Origin of the sequence: Mucilaginibacter glaciei, assembly GCF_014773245.1 — a bacterium.
GTDB lineage: Bacteria > Bacteroidota > Bacteroidia > Sphingobacteriales > Sphingobacteriaceae > Mucilaginibacter > Mucilaginibacter glaciei.
The window spans coordinates 182,181-204,860 of sequence record NZ_JACWMX010000001.1 but is presented as its reverse complement, the minus strand read 5'-3'; the positions used below and the strand labels follow the sequence as shown (position 1 = coordinate 204,860).

The following is a 22,680-nucleotide window of genomic DNA, read 5'->3' as shown; positions in this document are numbered from 1 at the left end:
CCTGGTGTTTGTAGATTCGACTATTGCCTATTTTGGCCAGTCGTTTTCGTGCTCAGCATTGCCAATTTTTAGCTTGCGTGCCGACAATACGAAACTAAGGGTCATAGGTGCATTACCGACTATTGAGATCCCCTCGTTATACTGTATAATGTAACCATCTTCAAAAGTCAGTTCCTTCATTTTAGCATCTTCTTCAGATTTTTTGAAGGTTATTGTTCCGCTAAGCGGTTTATATTGGTTATTCACCATTGATTCTATAACCGAAGTATCTTCGGTCGATTCAACTTCAATTTGGATTGTACCACCGTAAACACCTGATGAAGGGCGACCTTTAGCGTCAACATCCCTGCTTAACGCATAACTGCACTGTAGCACGTCAAACTCTTTCGAGCCTATATTAATTCTTGCTTTAAAAGCCATTATAATAGAATTTTTTGTGTAACAATCAGAGGTACACTTTAGCCGTTACAGCAAAGCGCAAACTCAATTAATTAAAAGAAAATGAAATTAGTTAGCGCGTCCTGGCCAGTCGTTAACATGCTCTGCGTTACCAAGTTTAAGCTTGCGTGCAGAAATGGTAAACTTGTAGGTCATTGGGGTATCGCCAACGATGTTTAAACCTTCAGAATACTTCACAATGTAACCGTCCTCAAAGGAAAGTTCTTTCATTTTAGAATCTTCGTCAGATTTTTTTACCAGTAACGTACCTGCAACGGGTTTGTACTGATTGTTAACCATCGATTCAATAATTGAAGTGTCTTCGGTAGACTCGATCTCTACATCGATAGTACCACCGTAAACACCTGATGACGGGCGTCCTTTTGAATCAACATCTCTGTTAAGGGCATACGAGCAATTAAGTACATCGTACTCTTTGCCCGAAAAATTTAATCTTGCTTTGAAAGCCATAATGATAAATTTTAAAGGTTATTAATAAATGAAACCGACTACCGGCCTCTATGTATTAACTACAGACGAGATTATATATTGTTTCGAGAAATAATAAATTAACCTTTAATTATCTATATCAGCTTGATACCGAAGCTATAAAGTTTTTTCAACCACTTCTGAGCATATTGATTTTCAAGCGAATAAATATGGCCAATAGCACTGGTATGCACCGGTTTAATATTACATTTTTCTAAAACAGAGCGTTTAATAGAAAGGTAAGTAGCCCGCTGGGTATCCTGCCAGTCGGCCCAGGCGGCTTCATCCAAAATAGAAACAATCCGCGCCGAGCGGCCACGAAAATCATTACTAAACTTTGGCTGATTAATTACAAACACCTGGTCGGGCATAAATATGCGATCGAAAAAGCCTTTTATCTTGAAATTGATGGAGTCTTTAAAAACGGGGCAAAATATTACAATGTGGCTAGCCCAGTTTAACTTAACAATGGCACTCACCAGATCTGGCTCTAACCCCGTATTGCCGGGCACTTGCTTGTTAGGATTGAATATCAGATCAGCAATTACGATATCCTTTACTGATGCCTGCCCACCCTCTGCACCGTGCCTGTAGGCGTTTATAAGCGCCCTGGTGGTTTCACCTTTATTAATATCGGCATTTATTATTACAACCTGCTTCATTTTTCTGCCACAAAAGTAAGCAGTTATAGCGATAATGAAAGGATGTATTAAACTTAAGGTAACATTAAATTAAAATGCCCCGCTTTATTAAAGCGGGGCATCAAAACAAGTATTATAGTAAATATTATTGTTGTTTGTATTCTGTATTCCAGGTTGCACTGGCGTCTTCGCCTTTATGGCCATCTAATTTAACCACAAAGCTTTTTGCCGGAAAATACGGGGTAATGTTAATATCAAGGTGTATCCTGTCCTTCTGTACCTCGTCTCGCTCAAATTTAATGATCTTGAAGCGCTCAATCAACCGATCAGGGCCCTGGATATTATCTAAAAACTTAACAATCTGTGAACGCAGATCCTGCTCTGTTTTAGAGTTCCAGTTTTCAAAAGCACGGCGGTTCAAAAAGTCGAACAGCACCTTAGTAATATAGTCAAACACGCGCACAACCGAATAGGTTTGTAAACCAATGTTATCGCCATTGAACAAGGTTTTAGCAGAAAACGCCATCACCTTACCGTATTCGTTCACCATAGGTACCAGACCGATGCGCTCGAGGTGAGAAATCTCACTTTTCTTCAGGTCGAAACGTACGCCATCAACCTCATTAACGGCACCGTGTTTTTTACCTGCTGTAACCTGCGACATCAACGTGTAGTACATTTTACCTGCCAGGGCTGCCGAACCCGGTACATAAAGGTCATCCTCTTCGCCTACTTCGGCTACTTTACCGCGGCCAACCATCCAGTTACAGGTCATGATCGTGTTTGATTTGAAGGCCTCCCCACCGGTCAAATTAGCAGAGGTAAACAAATCTATCACGTCGTCGGGTTGTTCCAGATCGGCAAAATCGGTTACCAGCATCACCTTATTTTCAAAAGCTATCTTTGACCATTTCTCCACCACTTTGTTAGAACCCAGGTAACCGGGCACAACCATGATAGAGTAATTCTTCCGCAAATCTAACCTATCGTAGTTCTGCTTCAATTCGTTGCCTACATAATCAATAAAGCGCGGATTATCCAACTCCTTCAGCTGATCTAACGATGCGTTCATGATCACCACATTTTTTACCTTGTCAGATTCAGTGTTTTTATAAAACAACTGTAAAGAACGGTAAGCCTGTTCCAGTTCGCGGGTGCTTTCTAAAGCATCATGGATATTGGAATTCAAGTTTTCTTCGGCCAGTTGCAGCTTTTCGGTGCTGTTTGAAACCATTTCACCAACGTTGCCTCCTGTTTCCAGAGCTTCTATCCATTGGCTAAGTTTTTGTTTGAGCTCCTCACGTTCCAGTTTCTTCTCATCATCTGTCAAAAAGATCTGTTTACGTGCCTTACGCTCGGGGTTTAAATTTTGTAGTCCATCTATCGTCGTTTCCAACAGATCGAAGCCCCCAACTCTCGATAATTTTTCGAGACTTTGATTGAGGTTCAGGTCTTTTTCAACCGCTTTTTCTGCTGTTTTAAAACCCTGTTCCGCTGATGCTTCGTTGCTGGCTTGCTGGTTTGGTGTTGCCATAATACTTTTATATTAACTGGTTAAGGTTATGTATCTTCAATTATTGTTCAAGCTCTTTAACAAAGCTTTTAAGCGCGCTGATAAAGGCCGATCTTGTTTCTTCGTTATCAAGCGTGGTTTTTAAAGTTTTATTAGTTTTAAGCTGCTTAATAATGTTCATATGCATTTCGCGCTCAATATTAAGCTTTCGCAAATAATCACTTTGCTGCACTACTTTTTTAACGCTAAAATCGCCCAAGTTTTGAAACTTGAGGTTTTCAGATATGGTTGAGCCGTCTTGCTTGGTCAGCGCTATATTTACGTTTGGCTTGTAGTGCTCAAAAACGGCTTCAACTGTGTTCAAGCCTTCAACTTTTTCGGGGCGTAGGGGCTCGTTATCAGTTAGTTTTTGAATAAACAATGTTTTGTTGGGAGATATCTCACCAAATGCTTCTGAGGTGTCAACTTTCGTCTCGTTTCCTCCAATTTCGTAATTAAACATAGGTTTGGGATAAGTGTAGCTACTTTAATTTTATACTATAATGTATTTTTGCAACAAATTGTTTTATTAAACAAGTTGTTATTTAGTCGTTTAACATTTAATTAATACTCCAATCTAATTCATCCGCATCATCTTTCTTAGCAACGCTAATGGTTTGCCCTTTTTTTAACTCGCCCGAAATGATGTAACGGGATATTGGCCGCCTCAATTGGTTACGGATAACGCCCGATAGTTGCCGGGCACCGTACTTAGGTGTAAATCCGTTCATGGCCAGCATAGTTTTGGCATCATCGGTTATTGCGAAACTGATGCCCATTTTTTCTAAAGATTCGACCAGGCTTTTCAGCTGAATTTCGAAGATCCTGACCACATTATCTTCAGATATCGGTTTAAACGGAACGATCTCTGATAAACGCGCCAAAAACTCTGGCCTGAAGTGTTTGCCCATAACTTCCATCAATTGGTTTGATGTTGGCAAATGCCCCTGGCTTAACTGCTCCTGGAGCCATTCGCTGCCAATGTTTGAGGTAAATAACACAAGCGAATTTGAAAAGTCGCCTTCCTTACCCAACCTGTCATGCAGGTGCCCTTCGTCCAGGATCTGTAAAAAGATATCAAACACCGATGGATGGGCTTTTTCAATTTCATCAAACAATAACACAGAATATGGCTGCTGCCTTATTTTATTTACCAGCAAACCGCCCTCTTCGTAACCTACATAGCCCGGAGGCGCTCCATAAAGTAAAGCCGCGGAGTGCTCTTCTTTAAATTCGGACATATCAAACCGTATCATGGCCTTTTCATCATTAAACAAAAAGTCGGCGATAGATTTGGCAAGCTCTGTTTTACCTGTACCGGTTGGACCTAATAAAAAGAAGGAACCGATGGGCTGCCCTTTTTTATTTAAGCCGCTACGAGATTCTAATATCGCATCGGCAACAGCCTTTAACGCTTGATCCTGCCCTACCACCCTTTTCTTTAAAAAGCCTTCCATATTCAAAAGCCTTTCCTTTTCCTGCGCCTGGATCTTACCCATAGGAATACCAGTTTTATAAGATATGATAGCTGCAATATCGTGCTTATCTACTTCGCTGGTCTTTTCCTTAGCCAATGATTCCAGCAAGGGTAGGTTATGTTCAAAATATTCAATATACTCATCAGCAGTTTCAAAAGCGCTCACCTGTGTTTCATCCTCCAGCTTGCCCAAAAGCACTGCGCTGGTTTTGTTCTGCATTAAATTGTAAAGCCATTTATAATCGGCTACATTACTATCGGTTTCAACCTCAGCACTTTTGAGTTCTGTAAATTTTTCCTGCAACTCGGCCAGGGTCATATCCGATGTATCGTTCATAAGCCTTATGGCAGCCATCGTACGGTCCATCAGGTCAAAGGCAGAATCGGGCAGCCTGCGATCTTTCATATAGCGCTTAGCCAGCCTTACGCAATCTTTTACCGCGTCGTTATTTATCTTTAAGCCGTGGTGTTCTTCATAGTAAGGCACCAGCTTTTCCAGCATTTTTATGGCTGTATCAATATCCGGCTCGTTCACCTGCAATACCTCAAAACGGCGACTAAAAGCCTGCTCTGGTTCAATTATTTTGCGGTACTCATCAATAGTGGTCGCACCAATAACCGTTATCTCGCCACGGGCAAGTTCTGGCTTAAGCAGGTTACCTACCCCGCCGCCTATCGGGCCTTTGTTATCTAACAAGGTGTGGATCTCGTCTATAAACAAAATGGCCTTATCAAACTGCTTAATCTCTTTTAGGATATTTTTAAGCCGGTCTTCAATCTCGCCTTTGTAAGATGCCCCCGCAATAAGCGATCCCAAATCCAGCTCAAACAAGCTAACATTTAATAAAGATTGCGGCACCTGGTTATTTACAATATCCAGGGCAAAGCCATCAACCAAAGCAGTTTTACCTACACCAGCATCACCCGTGATAATTACATTGGGTTTGGTACGACGGCTCAAGATTTCCATTATCATACGGGTCTCCCTGTCGCGGCCTATTATAGGGTCAATCTTTCCCTGGCGGGCCAGGTCTGTACGATCTATACAATATTTGAATAGGGCCCCGGTAGATTTGCTGCCACCGTTAACGTCGCTACTAGCAGGTGGCGCTATAGCATGCTGTACGTTTTCATCCTGTATGTATACATCAAGCAGCTCCTTTTCCTTTATCGGGAATGATTTTAGCTGCCCGGCATCAAAACCTACGTTAGGCTTTGTTAACGCAATAAGCACACATATGGGCGTAATAGCATCCAGCCCCAATTTAACCCGTACATTGTCAGCTTCTTCAAAAGTTAGCTTAACGGCATCATTACCCAGCATTTCATCTGGCACGGTGATAGATTGCGGATACTCTTCCATCCGTACATCGGCCCAGTCGCTAATGTAAGCCGCATCTTTATCTATGGATGACAGGAAATTTCTTAGACCAACTTCCTGGTGCATTAACCCCTTTAATAAATGCGCGGGGCCAAATTCTTTATGGTGGTATTCTTTAGCTAAGGATTGTGCAACCCTTACCCCTGTTTTTACCGAATCGCTTAAACTTATTACACTCATTTTGTCGTGCTGATTAGTTGTTCCAGTTTGCCTGGGTTACATAATAGTAAATTTGCCCGTTAGATACGAAATGCTGTTGCAGCAATGCCTGTTGCTTGATGGTGTTACGGCATTTGATCAGGTAATTGATATAAGCTTCAAACTGTGCCTGCGGCATTTTGCCTTCATCTTTTATATCCTCCACCTTAAACCCGCCAAGACTTTTATTAGCCGGCACAATAAGCCCTGTTGTTTTGGTGATATAATCAGTTATCTGCATATCGCCAATAGCCGATTTTGGGAAATCTTTAAGGCCCATATAATTACGTACTATGCTGACATAATTTTTATACAACTGGCTCCGGTAATTGCCGGCATCCTGCTGCAAATTCTCACCTATCATCATGGATAATATATCGGTCATTTGTTTATACTCGGCTTCATTCAATATCACCAGGTATTGCAGCTGGCCCTTGTTTGCAGTTACCACATTAGCAGGCAAATTAGCCTGTAAAAAGTATTTGAATGCGTTATGCGGCATATCGTCACCCAGACTATCCGGTACCGGCGCGGTAAATTGTGATGTTACCACTTGCTGTACAAACCTGTGCTCGCGCCCGGTCAATCTAAAAACACTGTCTAAAGAATGGGTTTGCGTTTTAATATCCAGTTGGGTTTCGGCCATCAAGCGTTTAACCGCTGCCTCCATCGCCTGATTTGTTTTAACCACACCCTTTGGCGGGAAGATGACAGCGCCCTGTATAATACTGTGTTTTGGATAATCCAGGTAAAAAGATACGGTATCTGATAGGGATACATTGTATTGCTGGGTACTGGTAAGCCCCTCGCCTATCACCATACGTTTCTTTTTATTATCGGCCAGTAACACGGCAGATTGCGAAACCAACTTGCGCGACTGGATCACAAAATCGTTGTAAATAGGATTATAATCGCTATAAAGCTGTATGGCTAACAAACGTGCATCGGCAGCAGCCATCTGGTAAGACATATCTGTAAGGTCATCTGCCGATGCGTTGCCCGTGCTGCCGATCAGTACGATGAGGTTGGTTTCATTCTTGTGGTTTTTAAACATGCTTAACGCATAACGCAAACCATCAAAAACCGGCTGGCTATCCGGCGCAGCTAAACATAACGATGTTACAGCCGCTTGTTTATCTAAAAATTTTACTATCCGGCGATAATCGGTATTAAATGATTCGCCAACTATACCGCCTGCATTACAATTGGTTTGGCCGCGGTAAACGACAGCAGCATAACTTAACTGGTTGCCTTTATCATATAAATTGAACGTGTTTTCAAATGACTGGATGGTATTGGTTAACCCTGAGAAATAGTTACGCATGGAACTGCCCCCGTCTACCACGAAAACGATATTTATCTTATGCGTATTTTTGCGGATACTCAGATATTCCTGGTAAGTAAGGTGCCCGCCTTTAAGGTTAATGATGCTGTTGTGCGATTTATCATAAACATCAGTAGCGACACCTACCTGTAGTTTGCCTGTTTGCCCGTTAGTGCCCAAAACCGGGAGGCTGCGCAATAAAGGCTGGTCCTGATCTATCAGCGGATCGAACACAAATCGGGTAGCTGCCCCATTGTAAGTAATAGCGTTATTTATCACGTTTGCAACAGAATCGTCCGAATCAAAATTTCCGTTCTCTTTAGCCGACCCAATAAATAATCGGTTTCCCCAACTGTGTACAGCATCAGCAGGCAACCATCCATAGATACTATGTGATGCGCTATCGGCAATTAACTGACCGTCTGACCCAACCAAAACTGTTTTACCATCTGCCGATCTTTTGTAGATGTATAGCAACTGGTGTAAAGCTACCTTAGTTTTCTTATGCTCTAACTCGGGCGAGTTGTACACGTACAGCGAATCTGTTTTATCAAAATAGATTTTAGACATGATAAGCGGCCCCTTGCCCGACGCGATAGTAATAGATTTTTCTGCATAACCACTCTCGGGGTTTACATAGGCCGATTGCCATAACAGCATTTTATCGAGGCTCACCCAGCCATAGCTTTGGGCGGCTTTTTTATTGGTTAGCTTGCGCCCCTGTACTATACCGGGCTCGTATTTTATAAGTTTAACATAGCCGTTTTGTACCTGGCTTACATAAAAGGGCTGCATAAATGCTATTTTCTTCATCACCAACGATCCGCCTGGTGCGGTGTAGGTATAATTCTCGGCACGGTCAGAGAATACGATCCATGGCAAGGATGATTTTTTACCATTGTCACGAATATTTGTACGGCTATTGGGTTTTTCGAACGCGACGGGAAGCGTTTGTACTTTTTTACTGAACGACACCGGCGACTGCGCTGTGGCAGCCAGCGTTGTAAATATGGTTAAAACGTATAGTATGTTTTTCATGATAATAAGGGTAGACTAATTATTTTGAAGGCTTAGCTGCGGCGTTTGCGGTGGATGAATGCTGTTTAACGGTAAGTAAACTTGAACAAGTGGATTTTGGCTTAAGTGTAACCTGCGCTTCATCGATACTTACCCCGCCGCCAAAGGTGAGGCGCATACAGTACGAGTAAAAATCGGTTTGCTTATTGTCGCCGTTAGATTCAAGGTTAACCGTAACCTTTTCATCACCGCAAAAATATTTGTTTACCAAATAATAGTATTGCGAGTTAAAGTCGGCACCATTGGCAATAGCTTGCAAGTGCGCCCGGATATCGTCTATTACTTTACGCTCACCTTCGCCCGGCGCCACAATGGCATTCACGGTCGAATCGGGATTGGTAATGCGGATCTTATGAAAAACCGGGCGGCTGCCATTGTCGGCATTAAGCCTTACAAAATAAGTGCCCGGGTTATGATAGGTATAAAGTGCTGTTGGCCCCTTGATGTCAACGCGCCCGGTTTCGCCGAACGACCATTCATAAATGCGGGCATTGCCTTGCGCTTCGAGCCGTACCTCTTCGTTAACGATACCCTGGGTTGGGCCGTTTACCGTAAGCAGGGTATCTTTTAACAATTGTGCAACGGTATCTTTGATATTAATAGGGAATTGCTGTTGCAGCTTACCATCTACGGTTAGCCTTACAATATATGCCCCTGTTTTTTTGAACCGATATGCGCCATTTTGCTTATCAGAACGGTCGCCGTTACCAAACTCCCAAAGCCAGCTTTTGGCATTCTCGGTGTTATCTGAATAAACGAGGTCTTCATTGATAGCAATTTCATCCTTTAAAATTTTAGCGTTTACGTTGCGTTTGTCAAAAAGCGAACTTTTGAATAGGAAAATCAGCCCGGCTAATAGCAAGATACTGACTACAATGTATAGGAAAATGTAATTTTGCCTGTTGGTATTAACCGGCCGGCCGCTGTTGTGATCTTCTTGCATTGGTTGAGGTGGTTTATGTTTAGGATCGGATTAATTTTAGTGACCTGCAGCGCTCATGTTTTGCTGCAATTGCCGTGTTGAAAGTTTACAATCGTCTAATAATTTACTTATACGCCTTATATCGCCATAATTGCCCCTCAGTTCACGCTTATCGTAAAAAAGGCTCTCAGGTATTTTTGACGCGTATATAAAACATTTGTAACGCGTATCATACGGCCTGCTGTTATAGTAAGAGCGTATGGCGGTTATCGAGTTTTTAATATCATTTTCTAAAAACAGTGCCTGCACATCGGGGTTAAACTTCACAATCCGCGAATAGGTGGTATCAACCGCGGGCATAGCCTCGGCAACCATCCCTTCAAAGCGGTCTTCTTCGGTTATCCGTTTAGCAAACTCTTCTTTAGATATATTGCTACCGTCCTGATAGTTATAAAATATGGCCGTACACAACACCCCGGCTGTGAACAGGAACAGGGCCATAAAGAATAAAAACTTCTCGCGCTTTTCTTTTATACTAAATTTCATCATAACTTTTAGCGGCCAAATCGTCCCTTAATCCTGTTAACAGCACTTGTGTTTGTTTTGTTACAAGCCGCCAGTTGCGAGCGCAGGCTCTCTATTTGGAAACGGGTGGTAAATAAAGAATCTTTAATATTTGCTGCGACAGATATGTTGTCGCTCAGTTTTTTATAAAGCTCAAAGCTTTTTAAACCGGTTGAATTTTCCTGTAATTTTCCCTGGATCTTAAGGTTTGCTTCCTGTATATCATTAAGCAATAAGCTTTGGTTGTTCAGCTCTTCGGAATTCATTTTGGTGAACTGCGATAGTTGCTGCATACGCTGCAAAATAAGGTCAAAGTTATTGTTGATATCGTTACGTACCGCTATCATTTTATCGGACTCTTTTACCCGTTGGTTAAGCAGCACAACTTCATGGTTGGTAGTAAAAAAGAAAAAGAATACAATGAGAATAGAGAACGCGACAACTGTGATAAAATATAATACAAAGTTGACGTAGGATCGGCGGAGATCATTATTGTTAACTGGCTTCATTAATAAGTATCAATAAACGGTTTAAGTATCACATCACCCAGCACCATCCGGCAGTTAACTAAAAAACATACCTCCCGGACGAGTTGCAAATCCATCTCTAAATCCACAACTTTTCAACCTACACGAATGTTTATACAACTATTTAAGAAAACTTTTGTTTACAGTTAGTACAAAATAAACTCACAGTTACACATTTACGCAAAGTATGGCAAGCCCGCTCTACAAAAAACCTTTTCGCCTTAGCCAGATATTTCAGGGTCAAGACCTTGAAAAGCAAGACGTTGGGGCCTCTATTTCACAATATATCGAGCTGATAATTTTTACCCGGTACGGTGAGCATCGTTATAAGCCCGACTTCGGTTGTGAGATTTGGGACCTTGATTTTGAACTGATCATAAGCGAAAGTATGTGGGAAGAAAAGCTAAGGCAGTCACTTTTACGCTCCATTAAACAATATGAACAGCGTATTTATGATGTACAGCTTGATGTGCGCATTAAAGAAGTTAACAAATTTTACCCGCTTAGAAACGTGAGCGAAATAAAAAAAAGGGTTGAAATAGTGGTAAGCGGAAAAATGCAGCAAACCGGCGAAAACTATACTTTCTCTACCTCGTTATATCTAAGTCCTTTATCAGCCTAAGCCATATATGAATACCATTTTTTTTAACAGTAAAGAGGATATCCGTACACGCATGCTGCGTAACGCCATGGATTACTGGGGCACAACCAATATTAATGATATTGACCCCATGGTTAAGCTTTTGATTGAAGCGTTAAGTACCGAACTTTTTAATGTATCTAACGATGTAAAAAACCTCGAAAACCGGGTACTCAGCAAAATATCGCGTATTCTGGCTTCAGATTATTTAACATCGGCTTTGCCGGCACACGCCGTTTTAAAAGCCCAACCAATTGAAGCTAAAGAAACCGTTAACATTAATAACCACTTTATTTACAAAAGGCCGGCAACTAAAGAAAATTCTAAGGCGGAAGAACTACAGGTATTTTTTTCACCGGCGGGCGAGTTGGAACTTTTTAACGCCACCATCCACTATACAGCCAGCGGCCGCAACGTTTATGAAAACGACGAGGCGATGCATAAAAACACCGTTTTAACCGCCCGGTCTAATCTGAATAATGAGCCGGGCACCCTGTGGTTGGGCATTGACTGCGCCCCCGCTCTAAACAATTTACAAAACCTTACCCTGTTTTTTGAATGGCCGGAATACACGGCCAATAATGATTTTTATCAGCTATTATCTGTTGTAAAGCTTTACATTGGTAATACTGAGTTACAAACGCAAGCTGGCCTAATTTATAAGGAAGACACAGAACAGGGTATCAGACCCGTTTTTTACGAGCAAAATGTAATTAACCTGATAACCCGCGATATTAACGATTACTATACCACCCGGTTTATATCGTTAACAGATGCATCGCTGATTGATATCAGTAACCATAAGCAAGCCTTTCCCGAAGAATTTGCTGCGCAGTTCAATGCAAACGAGCTTTCGCAGCTTAAACCTTGTGTTTGGTTAAAACTAACATTCCCTGCTGCCATATCGGCTGCGGTGTTAGATGAGTTGCAAGTATCCTTAAATTGTTTCCCGGTAGTAAACAGAAGGCGGCACGAACAAAAGTATAGGTTGAGAGAGGTAAATAATATTATCCCGATAAAGGTATCGGCTAATGACCACTTTTTATCAGTGAAAGAACTATACGATGATCGGAGCGTGTATTACAGTGAGATCCCTTACACGCAGGCAACCCAAAGTTTTGAAGGCAGTTATACTATTCGTAACGGTGGTGCCGAACGCTTTGACCCGCGCAATGCGCAACAACTGATTGAATACCTTTTTGAATTGCTGCGCGATGAAAAAGCCGCGTTTGCAAGTTATGGCAGTGATTTTTTGAATAATATCCTAAAAACTCTGGAGCAGAACCTGGCGTTGATTGAAAAAAAATCAAAACTGGCAGAAACCGGAAGTGAGTTAAATAATTACCTTATCGTAAAACCGGGTGCAAAAGCAAGTATGTTATATTTGCAATACTGGACAACACTTGCAGATAACGCCAACCATATCCGCCGCGGATCGCGGCTGGTGCAGTTTGAAAATATCAAAATAAAAGCCGACAGCCTGCGCCTCATGACCGGTACCCTCGGCGGCCGCAACAGCCTGGGCGCAACCGAACGGATACAAGCTTATAAATACGGCCTTACTACTAAAGACAGGATTGTTACCCAGGCAGATTTGGTAAGCTATTGCTTTTATGAATTAGGTAATAAAATCACTAATGTAAAAATTGGAAAAGGCATCATGGTATCGGCCAACCCAAAAGAAGGTTTCAAAAAAACAGTTGATATTTTTTTAGAGCCTGCGGCTAATTTACAACTGGCTGCAGATGATTGGGATACGTTGCTTACGCTGCTCAAATCAAAACTGACCAGCCGCAGTGTGATGAATGCAAACTACAGGCTGTTTGTAAGCGCCAATTAATGGCCAAGGTAAGTTGTAAAGCCAAGGCAGGCATTGTCGTCGCCAAAGCCTAAAACCATTTTCTGGTTATCGGGGCCAACCAAATAATTGGTATTAACAGTGGTTGATAAGGGAATAAAATAAGATAGCAACACATCGAGCGCCCCGGCAGACTGTGTACCCGGTAAAAACGATAGCATTTGGCTGGCGGTAAGCGGGCCAATATTAATAACCAACTCCTCTTCCTGCTCGCTAACCAAACCCGCAATAAAATTAACACCCAGTACTCCCGTACCGAGTTTGGTTTCTAATTCCCGCACTTCTTTAGATGGTGTATTGTTGATGCTTAACCGGTATTGCAGATCAATATCAACTTTAAACATGATGCTCAGTATATCGCTAATAAATGAAAGATTATTGCGCTGCTCATGTATCACAGGCAACACATGCATCAATATCACCATTTGCTCGTTGTTGAAGCATCTAAACTCGTCCCATTCCTTTAAAAATATATTAACCAGCTCATGATATGTGCTCTTTTTGTCCAGTCGGCTTTCATACAATTCAACGATAGTGCGTATGTGATATAACTCGGCCTCTAAAGGGGCAAAGAAAGCCCGTGCTTGCTTTTCTTCTTCGCGGCGGATGTTGATGTCTTTGATCATCGCCTGCTCTGTGATCATCACGCTTGAAGCAGGCGGTTGGTGAAACAACCCTTCGGGTAACATATCGTATATCCCTTCCCTGTTAATACGTATGGCCAGCATTTCGCGGTTTCGGTAAACAGAGGTATAATTTACAACCTCATTAATCTCCTTTGCATAGGCGCGCTGCTGGGGGCCTACAGGTAAGATGATAATACCGTCGGCACTCACAAGGCCCTGCTCAATAAGTTCGGCAGCAATGGTTACGGCCTTATAATCTGTATCGAGTTGGTTTGCCTGCTTTATTATCATTTTTAGCTGATTTTCTGTTGCTTTATAAAACAATAACCCCAATTAATGGTAATTGATTAGACAAAGTTCATTTTTATTTTTAGAACTGATTTTTGATACCGAACCTATAACTTTTATGGACGTTAAATCCTTTTTTATCCGTTACCTCCTTTTCCCGGTAATTTTTGTGATCGCTACAGCGATCATGACCATCATCAACAAAAAGAATAAACTATTAAATAACAAAAAACTTATTGTAATACTTTTACTTACAAGCATGGTGTTGGGCTTACCAGGCCTGCTTGGCTTTCTGGATATGCAATTTATGCCATGGGGATACATTATTTGCCAGCTATACTACCTAACAGCAGGCATCTTATTTGTTTGGATGGCGGGCATTTATTATGAAAGTGAATTACTTGAACGGCGTGGATTCTTTTTTATATGCAGCCTTATATCATGCCTCCTGGGGATATTTTTATTTAAGCTTGGATTTGATTGGCTAAATAACCTGCATTATGGTTTATGGGCATCAACATCAGTATTTGTTTTTTTACTCCCTGTATTATTCTGGTGGACTTATATCGCATTTTTGAACATCCCGCTTGAGATTTACAAAGTTTGGCAATACCCGATTGTACCTGCCGATATTAGTATGGAACACCTTGATTTTAACCGGTTATTGGTTTTAGAGGTAAATCTCTACAAAAACACTGATGATGCCGAACCACTGAAGGTAAAAGCAAAGGCTCCGCGCAACATGAATTTTGGCCTCTGGTTTCAAAAGTTTATAGACGACTATAATTTAAAATTTCCCGATAACCCTATTCAATACCAGCACGGTAAAAATGATAGTTATAAATGGATCTTTTACATCAAACCATCGTTTTTTAAACAACGGCATTTTATAGATCCCGATTTGGATATCGAGCAGAACAGCATAACAGAAACCTATGCCATATTTGCAAAACGCGTATCGGAAGTCGTAGCCGAACCTGATCGTGCGGGCGATAAGGCCGTTTATTTATAATCCAAAACAAGTAAATTATGTATATACCACCAAAATATAGAGCCGTTAATTGGGTTGATGGAATGAAGATTTCCAGCGGGCATTTTGTGCAAACAGATAACTTTATTCAGGATGTTGTACGAGACAGCAACTCCATCATGCTTAACAGCAATAATTTTGGGTTACTTGCCCCCTTTAATGGCGAGAATACATCGCTTGATATTCAAATAACCGAAAGGGCATCAAACCATGTACAGGTAAAAATACGGCAGTGTAATGCTATTACGTCCGAAGGTTACCGCATCCATATTTCACCGGGGATGCTCGGTCAGGAATTGGATTTCAACCACTATTTTAACCAGGATGCGCCTACAGATGCAGTTGAAACGTTTTTTATCATACTGACTGTTAACCCGCATGAACGTGTGGCAGTTGGCAAAGCGGATGCTGATGAAACCCCGGTAAGGTACCCTGAGGTAGATAGCTTTTATGGCATCACGATATTATCAGCTGCTCAGATAAGTGCCAAAAACAACCATTACCTTGAAGTTGGAAAACTTAACAGAAGCGCATCGGGCATAAATTTAGTAACCGATTATATCCCCCCCTGCGCAGCAATATTAAGCCATCCGGATTTGGTAAGATATTATGAAACCTTCAGCAACCAGCTGAATGAATTTCAACTTTTGTCGTTCCGGATTATTGACAAGATCACCTCGAAAGATACCATATCCCCAATAGGCCGAAACGTTAAGTTACTATGCGATAAAATGCTTGATTATATTGCGCGAATTTACTTTTCCTATCGTAATGTCGCTTTTCAGCAATCGCCGTTGGTGTTGGTAGGCTATTTTTCAGAGATGGCGCATATATTTTTCAGTACGGTTAAAAGTATAGCAGGTACCGAGCGCGAAGAACTGCTTAAATATTTTTATGAGTGGAAAGATGTAACCCCCGGAAACTTTGAAGAGCTTTTGGCCAGGTTAATAGAAGTAGTTTATAATCATCATGATATCCGCTCATCAATGACAACTGTTGATGAATTTTTAAGGGTTATCATTGCTTTGTGGAATAAATTGAGCACACTTGAATACATTGGCCAACGTAAAGAAAACATTGTGGTTGCCGAGCAGCAAATTGTTCAAACAGTACAATCTAAACGTACCTGGACATTGCTTGATTAAAGCTTTCTTAACAGGTTTAAAAGAATATAAAAGATAAGTTACTTACCGATACAGAACTTGCTAAAGATATTCTCGAGCAAATCGTCGGTAGTTACAGCGCCGGTTATTTCCCCGAGATAATGTAGTGCTTGTTTGATATCCATAGAAAGGAAATCGGAGGTTACGCTGCCTATTCCATCAAGTACCCTCAACAAGGCTTCTTCTGTTTTTTGAAGCGCCTCCAGGTGGCGGATATTGGTCACCAGTGTTTCGTGTCCGGTAAGCTGATCTTTTACTGCAGAGTTGTAGATAATTTGCTTTAGTTCTTCAATCTGCTGCTTTTCTTTAGCTGATATCATTATCAGCTCAACTCCATCGGGAAGCCGCATGTCCAACGACCGGTTGCCATATACCAGGTCTGCTTTGTTAGCAACGATAATTGCCGGGATACCTGGCTTTACCAATTGGGAAATGTCGGCTGCAAGATCGGCAGGTGACAGTTCATTTAAATCGAAAACGTACAACAACAAGGCCGTCTGGCTGATTTTTTCCATCGTACGCTGCACGCCTACTTGCTCAATGGCATCGGTTGCTTCTCGGATGCCGGCCGTATCTATTAACCGGAAGTTGATCCCTTTTATGTTGAGCACCTCTTCAATTGTGTCACGCGTAGTACCGGGAATATGGCTTACAATGGCACGTTCTTCATTTAACAGGGCGTTTAGCAAGGTAGATTTCCCGGCATTTGGCCTGCCGGCAATAACCGTATTTACACCATTTTTGATAGCGTTGCCCAATTCAAACGACTGTATCAGGCTGCCGATGATCTTGATGATCTGGTGGATCAATTTTTTCAGCTGATCGCGGTTGGCAAACTCTACATCCTCTTCTGCAAAATCAAGCTCTAATTCTATTAATGATGCAAATTGCACCAGCTGATCGCGCAATTGTTGCAGTTGGTTACTGAACCCGCCACGCAATTGTTGTAGTGCCACCTGTTGAGACGCTTTTGAGTTAGAGGCAATCAAATCAGCAACGGCTTCCGCTTGCGAGAGGTCGAGCTGACCATTCAAGAAAGCCCTCAAGGTGAACTCGCCGGGTTTAGCCGCCCGTGCACCGTTTTTTATAAATAGCTTTATGATCGATTCGATGATATAACTTGATCCATGACACGAAACCTCTACTACATTCTCGCGGGTGTAAGAACGCGGGGCCACAAATAGGGAAGCGACAACCTCGTCAAGCACAAAATCTCCATCAGTAATACTACCGTAATGTAACGTATGGGATGCCTGTTTGGTAAGATCTTTTCCTTTAAAAACGTCGTTAGCAATGATAATGGCATCGGGCCCCGAAAGCCTGATCACCCCTATTGCTCCCGTTCCGTTTGGTGTAGCAAGCGCTACTATAGTTTCTTCTTTATTTGCCATGTTACGATGTGCAAAAGTCGCAAATTACTATGAACTAAAAGTTTTAATTTCGCCACACTATGGTAACTTTTTTTGAAGCTTCGCTCGATACTATTTCTGTACATCATGTAGGCAACCAGTCGCAAGACGAATTATACGCCCTTTCAAACAAACCACTGGAGTTGAAGGATGAAATCATTCCCAATTTGCTGATGCAGTACTTTTTAAAGCCTTTTGAGAAAGCAAATGAAGTTTACCACCTGATGCACAGCAGCGGCGATTTAGCGCTGAATGAATTACATAATTATGCCACTAAGGTTTTTGAGGATCAAACGCGCTTTCATGAAATGAGCGAGCAGATAGCCAAACATTTGTACAAAGTAAGCACCCACCCTAACATTAAGGGCGGCGAATTATATGTGGTTTACTTTAACAAAGTTCAGATAGAAGGCAACCCACTGGACGCAATTGGCATTTTCAAATCTGAAAATAAAGAGACATACCTAAAAGTTTATCCGGACGCTGGTGGCTTTGCGGTGGACTATGAGCAGGATGCCATCAATATTAATAAACTGGATAAAGGGGTGCTTATTTTTAATATCGAAAAGGAAAATGGCTATAAAGTAGTTGTGATTGATAAAGTTACCGGTGGGCAAGACGCGGCCGTTTACTGGAAGGATGAATTCCTGCAATTGAAGATCCGTAATGACAGCTTTAACCAAACCAGTAATACTTTAGGCATCTACAAAAACTTCGTTACTCAAAAACTGGACGATGCGTTTGATATGAGCAAAGCCGATAAAATTGACCTGCTGAACCGGTCGATGAAATATTTTAAAGAAAAAGACACCTTTGACCTGGATGAATTTAGTGAAGAGGTGATTAGTAATCCGGAAGCTATCGCATCTTTCAAAACATTCAAGAACCAGTACGAAGAAGAATTTGACAGCCCGATAGGCAACACTTTCGAGATCTCAGAAAACGCGGTCAAAAAACAAGCCCGTGTTTATAAAAGCGTTTTAAAGCTCGATAAGAATTTCCACATTTATATTCACGGCGATAATAAACTGATAGAAAAAGGCTTTGATGACGATAAATCTATGAACTATTATAAGGTTTATTTTAAAGAAGAGGCGTAGCACGTACTCTAAAAAAGAGTTTGTTAAAACATCAATTATAGCTATTTAAAAAACTTTATTCCGCGTAAGTACGTATCTACACATAACAATCTACTAATTGTTATTTACACGTGACCGCAGCTATATTTAACAAATATTCTTATCTCCGTATTGCTTCGGGAATAATTTTGATCCTTTTAATAGGATATAAAATAGTTTCACCCTTAGTTTCGCATTTAAGGGCAACGATTAAAGTCTCTGCTTTAGCATCACAGTCAACAGATAACAACGCCGAAAAGAAAGCAGAGATAAATAACTATACCGAAAAGGAGTTTGTCAACTCGGTCGATAATCAATTAGATCATAAACGGTTTTATACCGATATTGCCCACGTTACGGCGTATCAAAATAACTACTGTTCCTCCCACTTCTCTACCATCACTACCCCCCCTCCCGATTGTTACTTACAACCAACTGTTTAAAAAAAGCCGGCCTCGTGCCAACATTAACATTATTGTAAATAAAAATCTATCATGACAACATTTAATCTTTTAAAAAGGCTGGTACTGGTATGTACCGCAGCTATAATTTTAGTAACATCGGCCTGCAAAAACGACCAGGGCCCTTTCCCAACAGATACTACACAACCGGAAACTGCCGGACCGGACGTTAATTTCTTTGCGTTAACCGCGACTAACCAGTTGTTAACACTTAATGCAAAAAGTGTTGCTACTGTAGTAGCAACAACCACCATAAGCGGCCTGCAGACCGGCGAAACTTTGGTAGGTATGGATTTTAGGCCGGCAACCGGGCAGCTTTATGCCTTGAGCAGCGCAAGCCGTATTTACATTATTAACACGGCAACAGGCGTAGCACGTGCAGTTAGCACAACACCTTTTACCCCGGCAATTACTACCTCGATATACGGTGCAGGTTTCGACTTTAATCCAACTGTTGACAGGATCCGATACGTAGGTTACAACCTGCAAAACTTACGCTTAAACCCTGAAACAGGCTTAGTACAAACAGCCGACGGTAATATTAACGGCCCTACAAACCCTGGCATTAGCGCAGTGGCTTACACAGGTAACCGTGCAGGGTCTGCCGCTACTATTTTATATGATATCAACTTAAATGACGATAAACTATATAAACAAGACCCGCCAAATGATGGTAAATTGGTTGAAGTTGGTTCGCTAACTGTAAACGGCGAAGCCACCGGTGGGTTTGACATTAATCCCGACGGTTCAGCTGCTTTGGCTATTATGACTGTAGCCAGCAAACAAGGCCTTTATACAATTGACTTAACCAGCGGTAAGGCAACCCGTATTTCGGGCACGTTACCGGGTAACATCATTGCAATGGCTATCCCTACAGAGCCTGTTGCATACGCAGTGAGCACTAACAATGAATTGGTAATATTTAACCCTGCAAACCCATCACCTGTATTAAAAGCCATTACAGGTACACAAACTGGTGAAACTATCCTGGGAATGGATTTCCGCCCGGTTAACGGACAGTTATATGCTATAGGCAGTACCAGCAGGTTATATACCATCAATGCATCATCTGGCCTGGCTACCCAAGTGGGTATCGGTACCCTGACCACGCCATTACTTGGTACCAGCTTTGGCTTTGACTTTAACCCAACAGTTGACCGCATCCGTGTGATTAGCAACTTAGGGCAAAACTTAAGGCTTAACCCTATTGATGGAACGGTTGCTGCTATAGATGGCAACATTAACCCTGTTGGGCCTGTGGTTACTTCAGCAGCCTACACCAACAACTTTTCAGGTGCTACTACCACCGTATTATATGATATTGACGCAGCAGCAGGCATTTTATATAAACAAGACCCGCCTAATAATGGTACCCTTGTTTCTGTAGGTGCGTTGGGCGTTACCTCTTCTGTAGCTAACGGATTTGACATTGGCAGTACCAGTGGAACAGCTTATGCCTTATTAACCGTGGGTGGTGTTACAAAAGTTTATACGATCAATTTAACCACAGGTGCAGCAACACCTGGTGCAACACTTGCAGGTAATGTAAGTGCGTTTACATTAGGCTTAGGTTTCTAAGATTTTAGATCAGTTAATTTGGATAGCTCCGAGCGAAAGCTCGGGGCTATTTTTTTATCCAGGTTATTGTTCTTCGGCGTAAGTCAGCTTTATAAAACCTATTACTTCGTCATTCAAATCTTCGGGCGAATACATTCTGAAATGATGGTTAAATTGTTTTTGTCCCGGCACCTGGCCTACCTTTTGAAAACAAAGGTTATCGGGATACTCCTGCTTAAACGGGAAAACCACGTGAATAAAATTCTTACCTAATTGTGTAACCCAGGCAATGCGCTTATGACTGTTGGATATGCCTATCATCGTTTTAGTTGGCTCAACACAGATTTCGCCGATATTTTCAAACTGTTCTACAAAATGATAAAACAGCATGAGCGCGTATTCGCTTTTGCCATTTAAAAACGATGATAACTCCTTTTCGCTTCCCGGTTCCATAATAATTACAGCTCAAATTCGTCGGGGTTACGTTTGCTGTGAAATATCGAAGCAATAAATACTATATTCAAGCCTTTATCAAACCAGTAAACAATTATAAAAGGAAATTTATCTAAGGGTGCAAAGTGAAAATCTGTATTATATCTCTGAGCATATAGATTAGGGTTAAACTCAATTAGCACCAAGGTAGCACGAATTTCTTTTCTCAATCTTAAAGAAAGTCCTTTTTGCTGCTTTTAGTACCAATCGCAGGCATCATAAAGCTCCAATTCGGCCCGTTTAACTAACTTAATTGAAGGCACTGTTCAAATCTCTTTCAATATCAGTCCATTCACGAGCGGTGGTTTTACCCTCCACATAATCCTGCCGGGTTTGTAATAATGAATCTATTTCAGATTTAGAAAATATATGATCTGATCCGCTATCAACTTTATATGTTAAGCCAAACCGATTTAGTATTTCCTGTAAAACGGATAGATCTTTTTCGTCTATAATATTTACCGTCAAAGTGGTCATAACCAAATTTACAAAACATAAATTCAATAATGGCGATAATTTTTAAAGTTCCGGCAAGATGCCATCTATTCCCCAACGTTGCTCTATCCCTAAACCAAACAAAGCGAAATCATATTTTACGGGATCGGCGGGGTCAAGCTGTTTCAAATTATCGGTAAGTTCAACCGCAGTTTGCCAATCGGTTTGTTTTCGGGTGATGAGTTTAAGGTGACGGGCTACACGGTCAACATGCAAATCGCAGGGACAAATCAGGTCGGCAGGTCTGAGTTTGTTCCAGATGCCGAAATCTACGCCTTGATTGTCCTTCCTTACCATCCAACGCAGAAACATATTCAGCCGTTTGCAGGTTGATTTTTGTAATGGCGACGACACATGCTTTTTTGTCCGGTTCGGAAAGTCGGGCAGGGAGATAAAATAAGAGCGGAAATGATTTAGAGCCGCTTCAGCCCCAATTGATTTGTCACCCTGAGCTTGTCGAAGGGCGTATTCGCTATTAGATTCTTTATTATCGTTCAGAATGACAAATTTATTTAGAGGATTGAAGGCCTCTTCCAAACTATCAAACCGCTCGTAATGCTGCCTGAAAAACGAAATAAAATACAGTGTATCGATATCGTTAAAAGTACGGTGCTTAAAATGCAGCAGTTTCCTCAGATCAGGTTCCTGGTGGTTGATGATGAAGTCATAAGGCGCCCCATCCATTAGTGTAATGAGCTCTTTACACTTGTTGATGATGGTAACCCTTTGGCCCCAGGACAATGTCGCAGCCCAAAAACCCATGATCTCAATATCTTGTTTTTTGCCGAACAGGTGCGGGATTACAATCGGATCGTTGGCAATAAACTCGGGGCGATTATATTGGGCAACTTTGGCGTCGAGGAAGGCTTTGAGATTATCGTTCATAGGTTAGAATAAAGAAAAAAGAGTCAAGAATCAAGACCAACTGCCGTCTTATTTCTTGACTCCTGATT

Annotated in this window: 22 protein-coding genes; 7 read left to right on the top strand and 15 right to left on the bottom strand. The window is 41.6% G+C overall.

Going from position 1 to position 22,680, the window contains the following annotated elements:
- Nucleotides 1-27: 27 nt before the first annotated feature.
- The 10 genes from tssD (IDJ76_RS00945) to IDJ76_RS00900 form a co-directional block, all read right to left on the bottom strand.
- The gene (gene tssD, locus IDJ76_RS00945; protein ID WP_191159796.1) at nucleotides 28-420 is read right to left on the bottom strand and encodes a type VI secretion system tube protein TssD; all 393 of its coding nucleotides are present in this window, start codon (nucleotides 418-420) and stop codon (nucleotides 28-30) included.
- An 87-nt stretch (nucleotides 421-507) separates the two neighbouring features.
- Nucleotides 508-909 carry a type VI secretion system tube protein TssD gene (tssD, locus tag IDJ76_RS00940; protein WP_191159794.1) on the bottom strand — a complete coding sequence of 134 codons (402 nt, stop codon included), beginning with the start codon at nucleotides 907-909 and terminating at the stop codon, nucleotides 508-510.
- A 113-nt stretch (nucleotides 910-1,022) separates the two neighbouring features.
- Nucleotides 1,023-1,589 carry an NAD(P)H-dependent oxidoreductase gene (locus IDJ76_RS00935; protein WP_191159792.1) on the bottom strand — a complete coding sequence of 189 codons (567 nt, stop codon included), beginning with the start codon at nucleotides 1,587-1,589 and terminating at the stop codon, nucleotides 1,023-1,025.
- A 124-nt stretch (nucleotides 1,590-1,713) separates the two neighbouring features.
- Nucleotides 1,714-3,102, bottom strand: coding sequence for a DUF5458 family protein (locus tag IDJ76_RS00930; RefSeq protein WP_191159790.1), 1,389 nt, complete (start codon nucleotides 3,100-3,102; stop codon nucleotides 1,714-1,716).
- 40 nt (nucleotides 3,103-3,142) lie between these two features.
- Nucleotides 3,143-3,583 (bottom strand): type VI secretion system contractile sheath small subunit, encoded by a 441-nt coding sequence (locus IDJ76_RS00925; RefSeq protein WP_191159788.1) that lies wholly within the window; start codon nucleotides 3,581-3,583, stop codon nucleotides 3,143-3,145.
- A gap of 97 nt (nucleotides 3,584-3,680) precedes the next feature.
- Nucleotides 3,681-6,158 (bottom strand): ATP-dependent Clp protease ATP-binding subunit, encoded by a 2,478-nt coding sequence (locus IDJ76_RS00920; RefSeq protein WP_191159786.1) that lies wholly within the window; start codon nucleotides 6,156-6,158, stop codon nucleotides 3,681-3,683.
- Between the two features lie 13 nt (nucleotides 6,159-6,171).
- A complete protein-coding gene (gene tssR, locus IDJ76_RS00915; protein WP_191159784.1) occupies nucleotides 6,172-8,538 on the bottom strand; it encodes a type VI secretion system protein TssR domain-containing protein in 2,367 nt (788 codons plus the stop codon).
- A 19-nt stretch (nucleotides 8,539-8,557) separates the two neighbouring features.
- A complete protein-coding gene (locus IDJ76_RS00910; protein ID WP_191159782.1) occupies nucleotides 8,558-9,520 on the bottom strand; it encodes a PKD domain-containing protein in 963 nt (320 codons plus the stop codon).
- Between the two features lie 36 nt (nucleotides 9,521-9,556).
- Nucleotides 9,557-10,048: a type VI secretion system TssO gene (gene tssO / locus IDJ76_RS00905; RefSeq protein WP_191159780.1), complete on the bottom strand. Its 492-nt coding sequence runs from the start codon at nucleotides 10,046-10,048 to the stop codon at nucleotides 9,557-9,559.
- 5 nt (nucleotides 10,049-10,053) lie between these two features.
- A complete protein-coding gene (locus tag IDJ76_RS00900) occupies nucleotides 10,054-10,572 on the bottom strand; it encodes a type VI secretion system TssO (protein WP_191159779.1) in 519 nt (172 codons plus the stop codon).
- A gap of 205 nt (nucleotides 10,573-10,777) precedes the next feature.
- On the opposite strand from IDJ76_RS00900, the gene IDJ76_RS00895 reads away from it, so the two are divergent.
- Together IDJ76_RS00895 and IDJ76_RS00890 are read left to right on the top strand one after the other, a co-directional pair.
- Nucleotides 10,778-11,212: a GPW/gp25 family protein gene (locus IDJ76_RS00895; RefSeq protein ID WP_191159777.1), complete on the top strand. Its 435-nt coding sequence runs from the start codon at nucleotides 10,778-10,780 to the stop codon at nucleotides 11,210-11,212.
- A gap of 7 nt (nucleotides 11,213-11,219) precedes the next feature.
- A complete protein-coding gene (locus tag IDJ76_RS00890; protein ID WP_191159774.1) occupies nucleotides 11,220-13,070 on the top strand; it encodes a type VI secretion system baseplate subunit TssF in 1,851 nt (616 codons plus the stop codon).
- Here IDJ76_RS00890 and IDJ76_RS00885 read toward each other — a convergent pair.
- Entirely contained in the window at nucleotides 13,067-14,005 is a 939-nt protein-coding gene (locus IDJ76_RS00885) for a type VI secretion system baseplate subunit TssG (RefSeq protein ID WP_191159772.1), read from the bottom strand. The two genes, IDJ76_RS00890 and IDJ76_RS00885, sit on opposite strands and share 4 nt — an antisense overlap.
- A gap of 115 nt (nucleotides 14,006-14,120) precedes the next feature.
- Here IDJ76_RS00885 and IDJ76_RS00880 point away from each other — a divergent pair, with 115 nt between their 5' ends.
- Both IDJ76_RS00880 and IDJ76_RS00875 read left to right on the top strand, forming a co-directional pair.
- Nucleotides 14,121-15,014 (top strand): TssN family type VI secretion system protein, encoded by an 894-nt coding sequence (locus tag IDJ76_RS00880; RefSeq protein ID WP_191159770.1) that lies wholly within the window; start codon nucleotides 14,121-14,123, stop codon nucleotides 15,012-15,014.
- Between the two features lie 62 nt (nucleotides 15,015-15,076).
- Complete coding sequence (locus tag IDJ76_RS00875) at nucleotides 15,077-16,177, top strand: hypothetical protein (RefSeq protein WP_224746148.1); 1,101 nt, start codon at nucleotides 15,077-15,079, stop codon at nucleotides 16,175-16,177.
- A gap of 38 nt (nucleotides 16,178-16,215) precedes the next feature.
- Here the strand turns inward: IDJ76_RS00875 and mnmE are convergent, their stop codons facing one another.
- A complete protein-coding gene (gene mnmE, locus IDJ76_RS00870) occupies nucleotides 16,216-17,586 on the bottom strand; it encodes a tRNA uridine-5-carboxymethylaminomethyl(34) synthesis GTPase MnmE (RefSeq protein WP_191159766.1) in 1,371 nt (456 codons plus the stop codon).
- 59 nt (nucleotides 17,587-17,645) lie between these two features.
- On the opposite strand from mnmE, the gene IDJ76_RS00865 reads away from it, so the two are divergent.
- The 3 genes from IDJ76_RS00865 to IDJ76_RS00855 all read left to right on the top strand — a co-directional run bounded on the left by IDJ76_RS00865 (nucleotide 17,646) and on the right by IDJ76_RS00855 (nucleotide 20,761).
- Nucleotides 17,646-18,704 (top strand): nucleoid-associated protein, encoded by a 1,059-nt coding sequence (locus IDJ76_RS00865; RefSeq protein ID WP_191159764.1) that lies wholly within the window; start codon nucleotides 17,646-17,648, stop codon nucleotides 18,702-18,704.
- 110 nt (nucleotides 18,705-18,814) lie between these two features.
- Nucleotides 18,815-19,165, top strand: coding sequence for a hypothetical protein (locus tag IDJ76_RS00860; RefSeq protein ID WP_191159762.1), 351 nt, complete (start codon nucleotides 18,815-18,817; stop codon nucleotides 19,163-19,165).
- 51 nt (nucleotides 19,166-19,216) lie between these two features.
- On the top strand, nucleotides 19,217-20,761 hold the full coding sequence (locus IDJ76_RS00855) for a DUF4394 domain-containing protein (RefSeq protein ID WP_191159760.1): 1,545 nt from the start codon (nucleotides 19,217-19,219) through the stop codon (nucleotides 20,759-20,761).
- A 63-nt stretch (nucleotides 20,762-20,824) separates the two neighbouring features.
- Here IDJ76_RS00855 and IDJ76_RS00850 read toward each other — a convergent pair whose 3' ends face one another.
- From IDJ76_RS00850 to IDJ76_RS00840, 3 genes are all read right to left on the bottom strand, one after another.
- Entirely contained in the window at nucleotides 20,825-21,193 is a 369-nt protein-coding gene (locus IDJ76_RS00850; protein WP_191159758.1) for a DUF5655 domain-containing protein, read from the bottom strand.
- Nucleotides 21,194-21,481: 288 nt separating this feature from the next.
- The gene (locus IDJ76_RS00845) at nucleotides 21,482-21,709 is read right to left on the bottom strand and encodes a hypothetical protein (RefSeq protein WP_191159756.1); all 228 of its coding nucleotides are present in this window, start codon (nucleotides 21,707-21,709) and stop codon (nucleotides 21,482-21,484) included.
- 42 nt (nucleotides 21,710-21,751) lie between these two features.
- Nucleotides 21,752-22,612, bottom strand: coding sequence for a TIGR02757 family protein (locus tag IDJ76_RS00840; RefSeq protein WP_191159754.1), 861 nt, complete (start codon nucleotides 22,610-22,612; stop codon nucleotides 21,752-21,754).
- Nucleotides 22,613-22,680 lie beyond the last annotated feature (68 nt).

Excerpts from the sequence above, each read along its gene's own strand:
- IDJ76_RS00885 (WP_191159772.1), bottom strand. The coding sequence starts at position 14,005 with ATGATAATAAAGCAGGCAAACCAACTCGATACAGATTATAAGGCCGTA.
- IDJ76_RS00845 (WP_191159756.1), bottom strand. The coding sequence starts at position 21,709 with ATGACCACTTTGACGGTAAATATTATAGACGAAAAAGATCTATCCGTT.
- IDJ76_RS00855 (WP_191159760.1), top strand. The coding sequence starts at position 19,217 with ATGACAACATTTAATCTTTTAAAAAGGCTGGTACTGGTATGTACCGCA.
- IDJ76_RS00890 (WP_191159774.1), top strand. The coding sequence starts at position 11,220 with ATGAATACCATTTTTTTTAACAGTAAAGAGGATATCCGTACACGCATG.
- tssD (WP_191159796.1), bottom strand. The coding sequence starts at position 420 with ATGGCTTTTAAAGCAAGAATTAATATAGGCTCGAAAGAGTTTGACGTG.
- IDJ76_RS00880 (WP_191159770.1), top strand. The coding sequence starts at position 14,121 with ATGGACGTTAAATCCTTTTTTATCCGTTACCTCCTTTTCCCGGTAATT.
- tssR (WP_191159784.1), bottom strand. The coding sequence starts at position 8,538 with ATGAAAAACATACTATACGTTTTAACCATATTTACAACGCTGGCTGCC.
- IDJ76_RS00910 (WP_191159782.1), bottom strand. The coding sequence starts at position 9,520 with ATGCAAGAAGATCACAACAGCGGCCGGCCGGTTAATACCAACAGGCAA.
- IDJ76_RS00895 (WP_191159777.1), top strand. The coding sequence starts at position 10,778 with ATGGCAAGCCCGCTCTACAAAAAACCTTTTCGCCTTAGCCAGATATTT.
- IDJ76_RS00920 (WP_191159786.1), bottom strand. The coding sequence starts at position 6,158 with ATGAGTGTAATAAGTTTAAGCGATTCGGTAAAAACAGGGGTAAGGGTT.
- IDJ76_RS00900 (WP_191159779.1), bottom strand. The coding sequence starts at position 10,572 with ATGAAGCCAGTTAACAATAATGATCTCCGCCGATCCTACGTCAACTTT.
- IDJ76_RS00925 (WP_191159788.1), bottom strand. The coding sequence starts at position 3,583 with ATGTTTAATTACGAAATTGGAGGAAACGAGACGAAAGTTGACACCTCA.
- IDJ76_RS00935 (WP_191159792.1), bottom strand. The coding sequence starts at position 1,589 with ATGAAGCAGGTTGTAATAATAAATGCCGATATTAATAAAGGTGAAACC.
- tssO (WP_191159780.1), bottom strand. The coding sequence starts at position 10,048 with ATGATGAAATTTAGTATAAAAGAAAAGCGCGAGAAGTTTTTATTCTTT.
- tssD (WP_191159794.1), bottom strand. The coding sequence starts at position 909 with ATGGCTTTCAAAGCAAGATTAAATTTTTCGGGCAAAGAGTACGATGTA.
- IDJ76_RS00865 (WP_191159764.1), top strand. The coding sequence starts at position 17,646 with ATGGTAACTTTTTTTGAAGCTTCGCTCGATACTATTTCTGTACATCAT.
- IDJ76_RS00930 (WP_191159790.1), bottom strand. The coding sequence starts at position 3,102 with ATGGCAACACCAAACCAGCAAGCCAGCAACGAAGCATCAGCGGAACAG.
- IDJ76_RS00875 (WP_224746148.1), top strand. The coding sequence starts at position 15,077 with ATGAAGATTTCCAGCGGGCATTTTGTGCAAACAGATAACTTTATTCAG.
- IDJ76_RS00840 (WP_191159754.1), bottom strand. The coding sequence starts at position 22,612 with ATGAACGATAATCTCAAAGCCTTCCTCGACGCCAAAGTTGCCCAATAT.
- mnmE (WP_191159766.1), bottom strand. The coding sequence starts at position 17,586 with ATGGCAAATAAAGAAGAAACTATAGTAGCGCTTGCTACACCAAACGGA.
- IDJ76_RS00850 (WP_191159758.1), bottom strand. The coding sequence starts at position 21,193 with ATGGAACCGGGAAGCGAAAAGGAGTTATCATCGTTTTTAAATGGCAAA.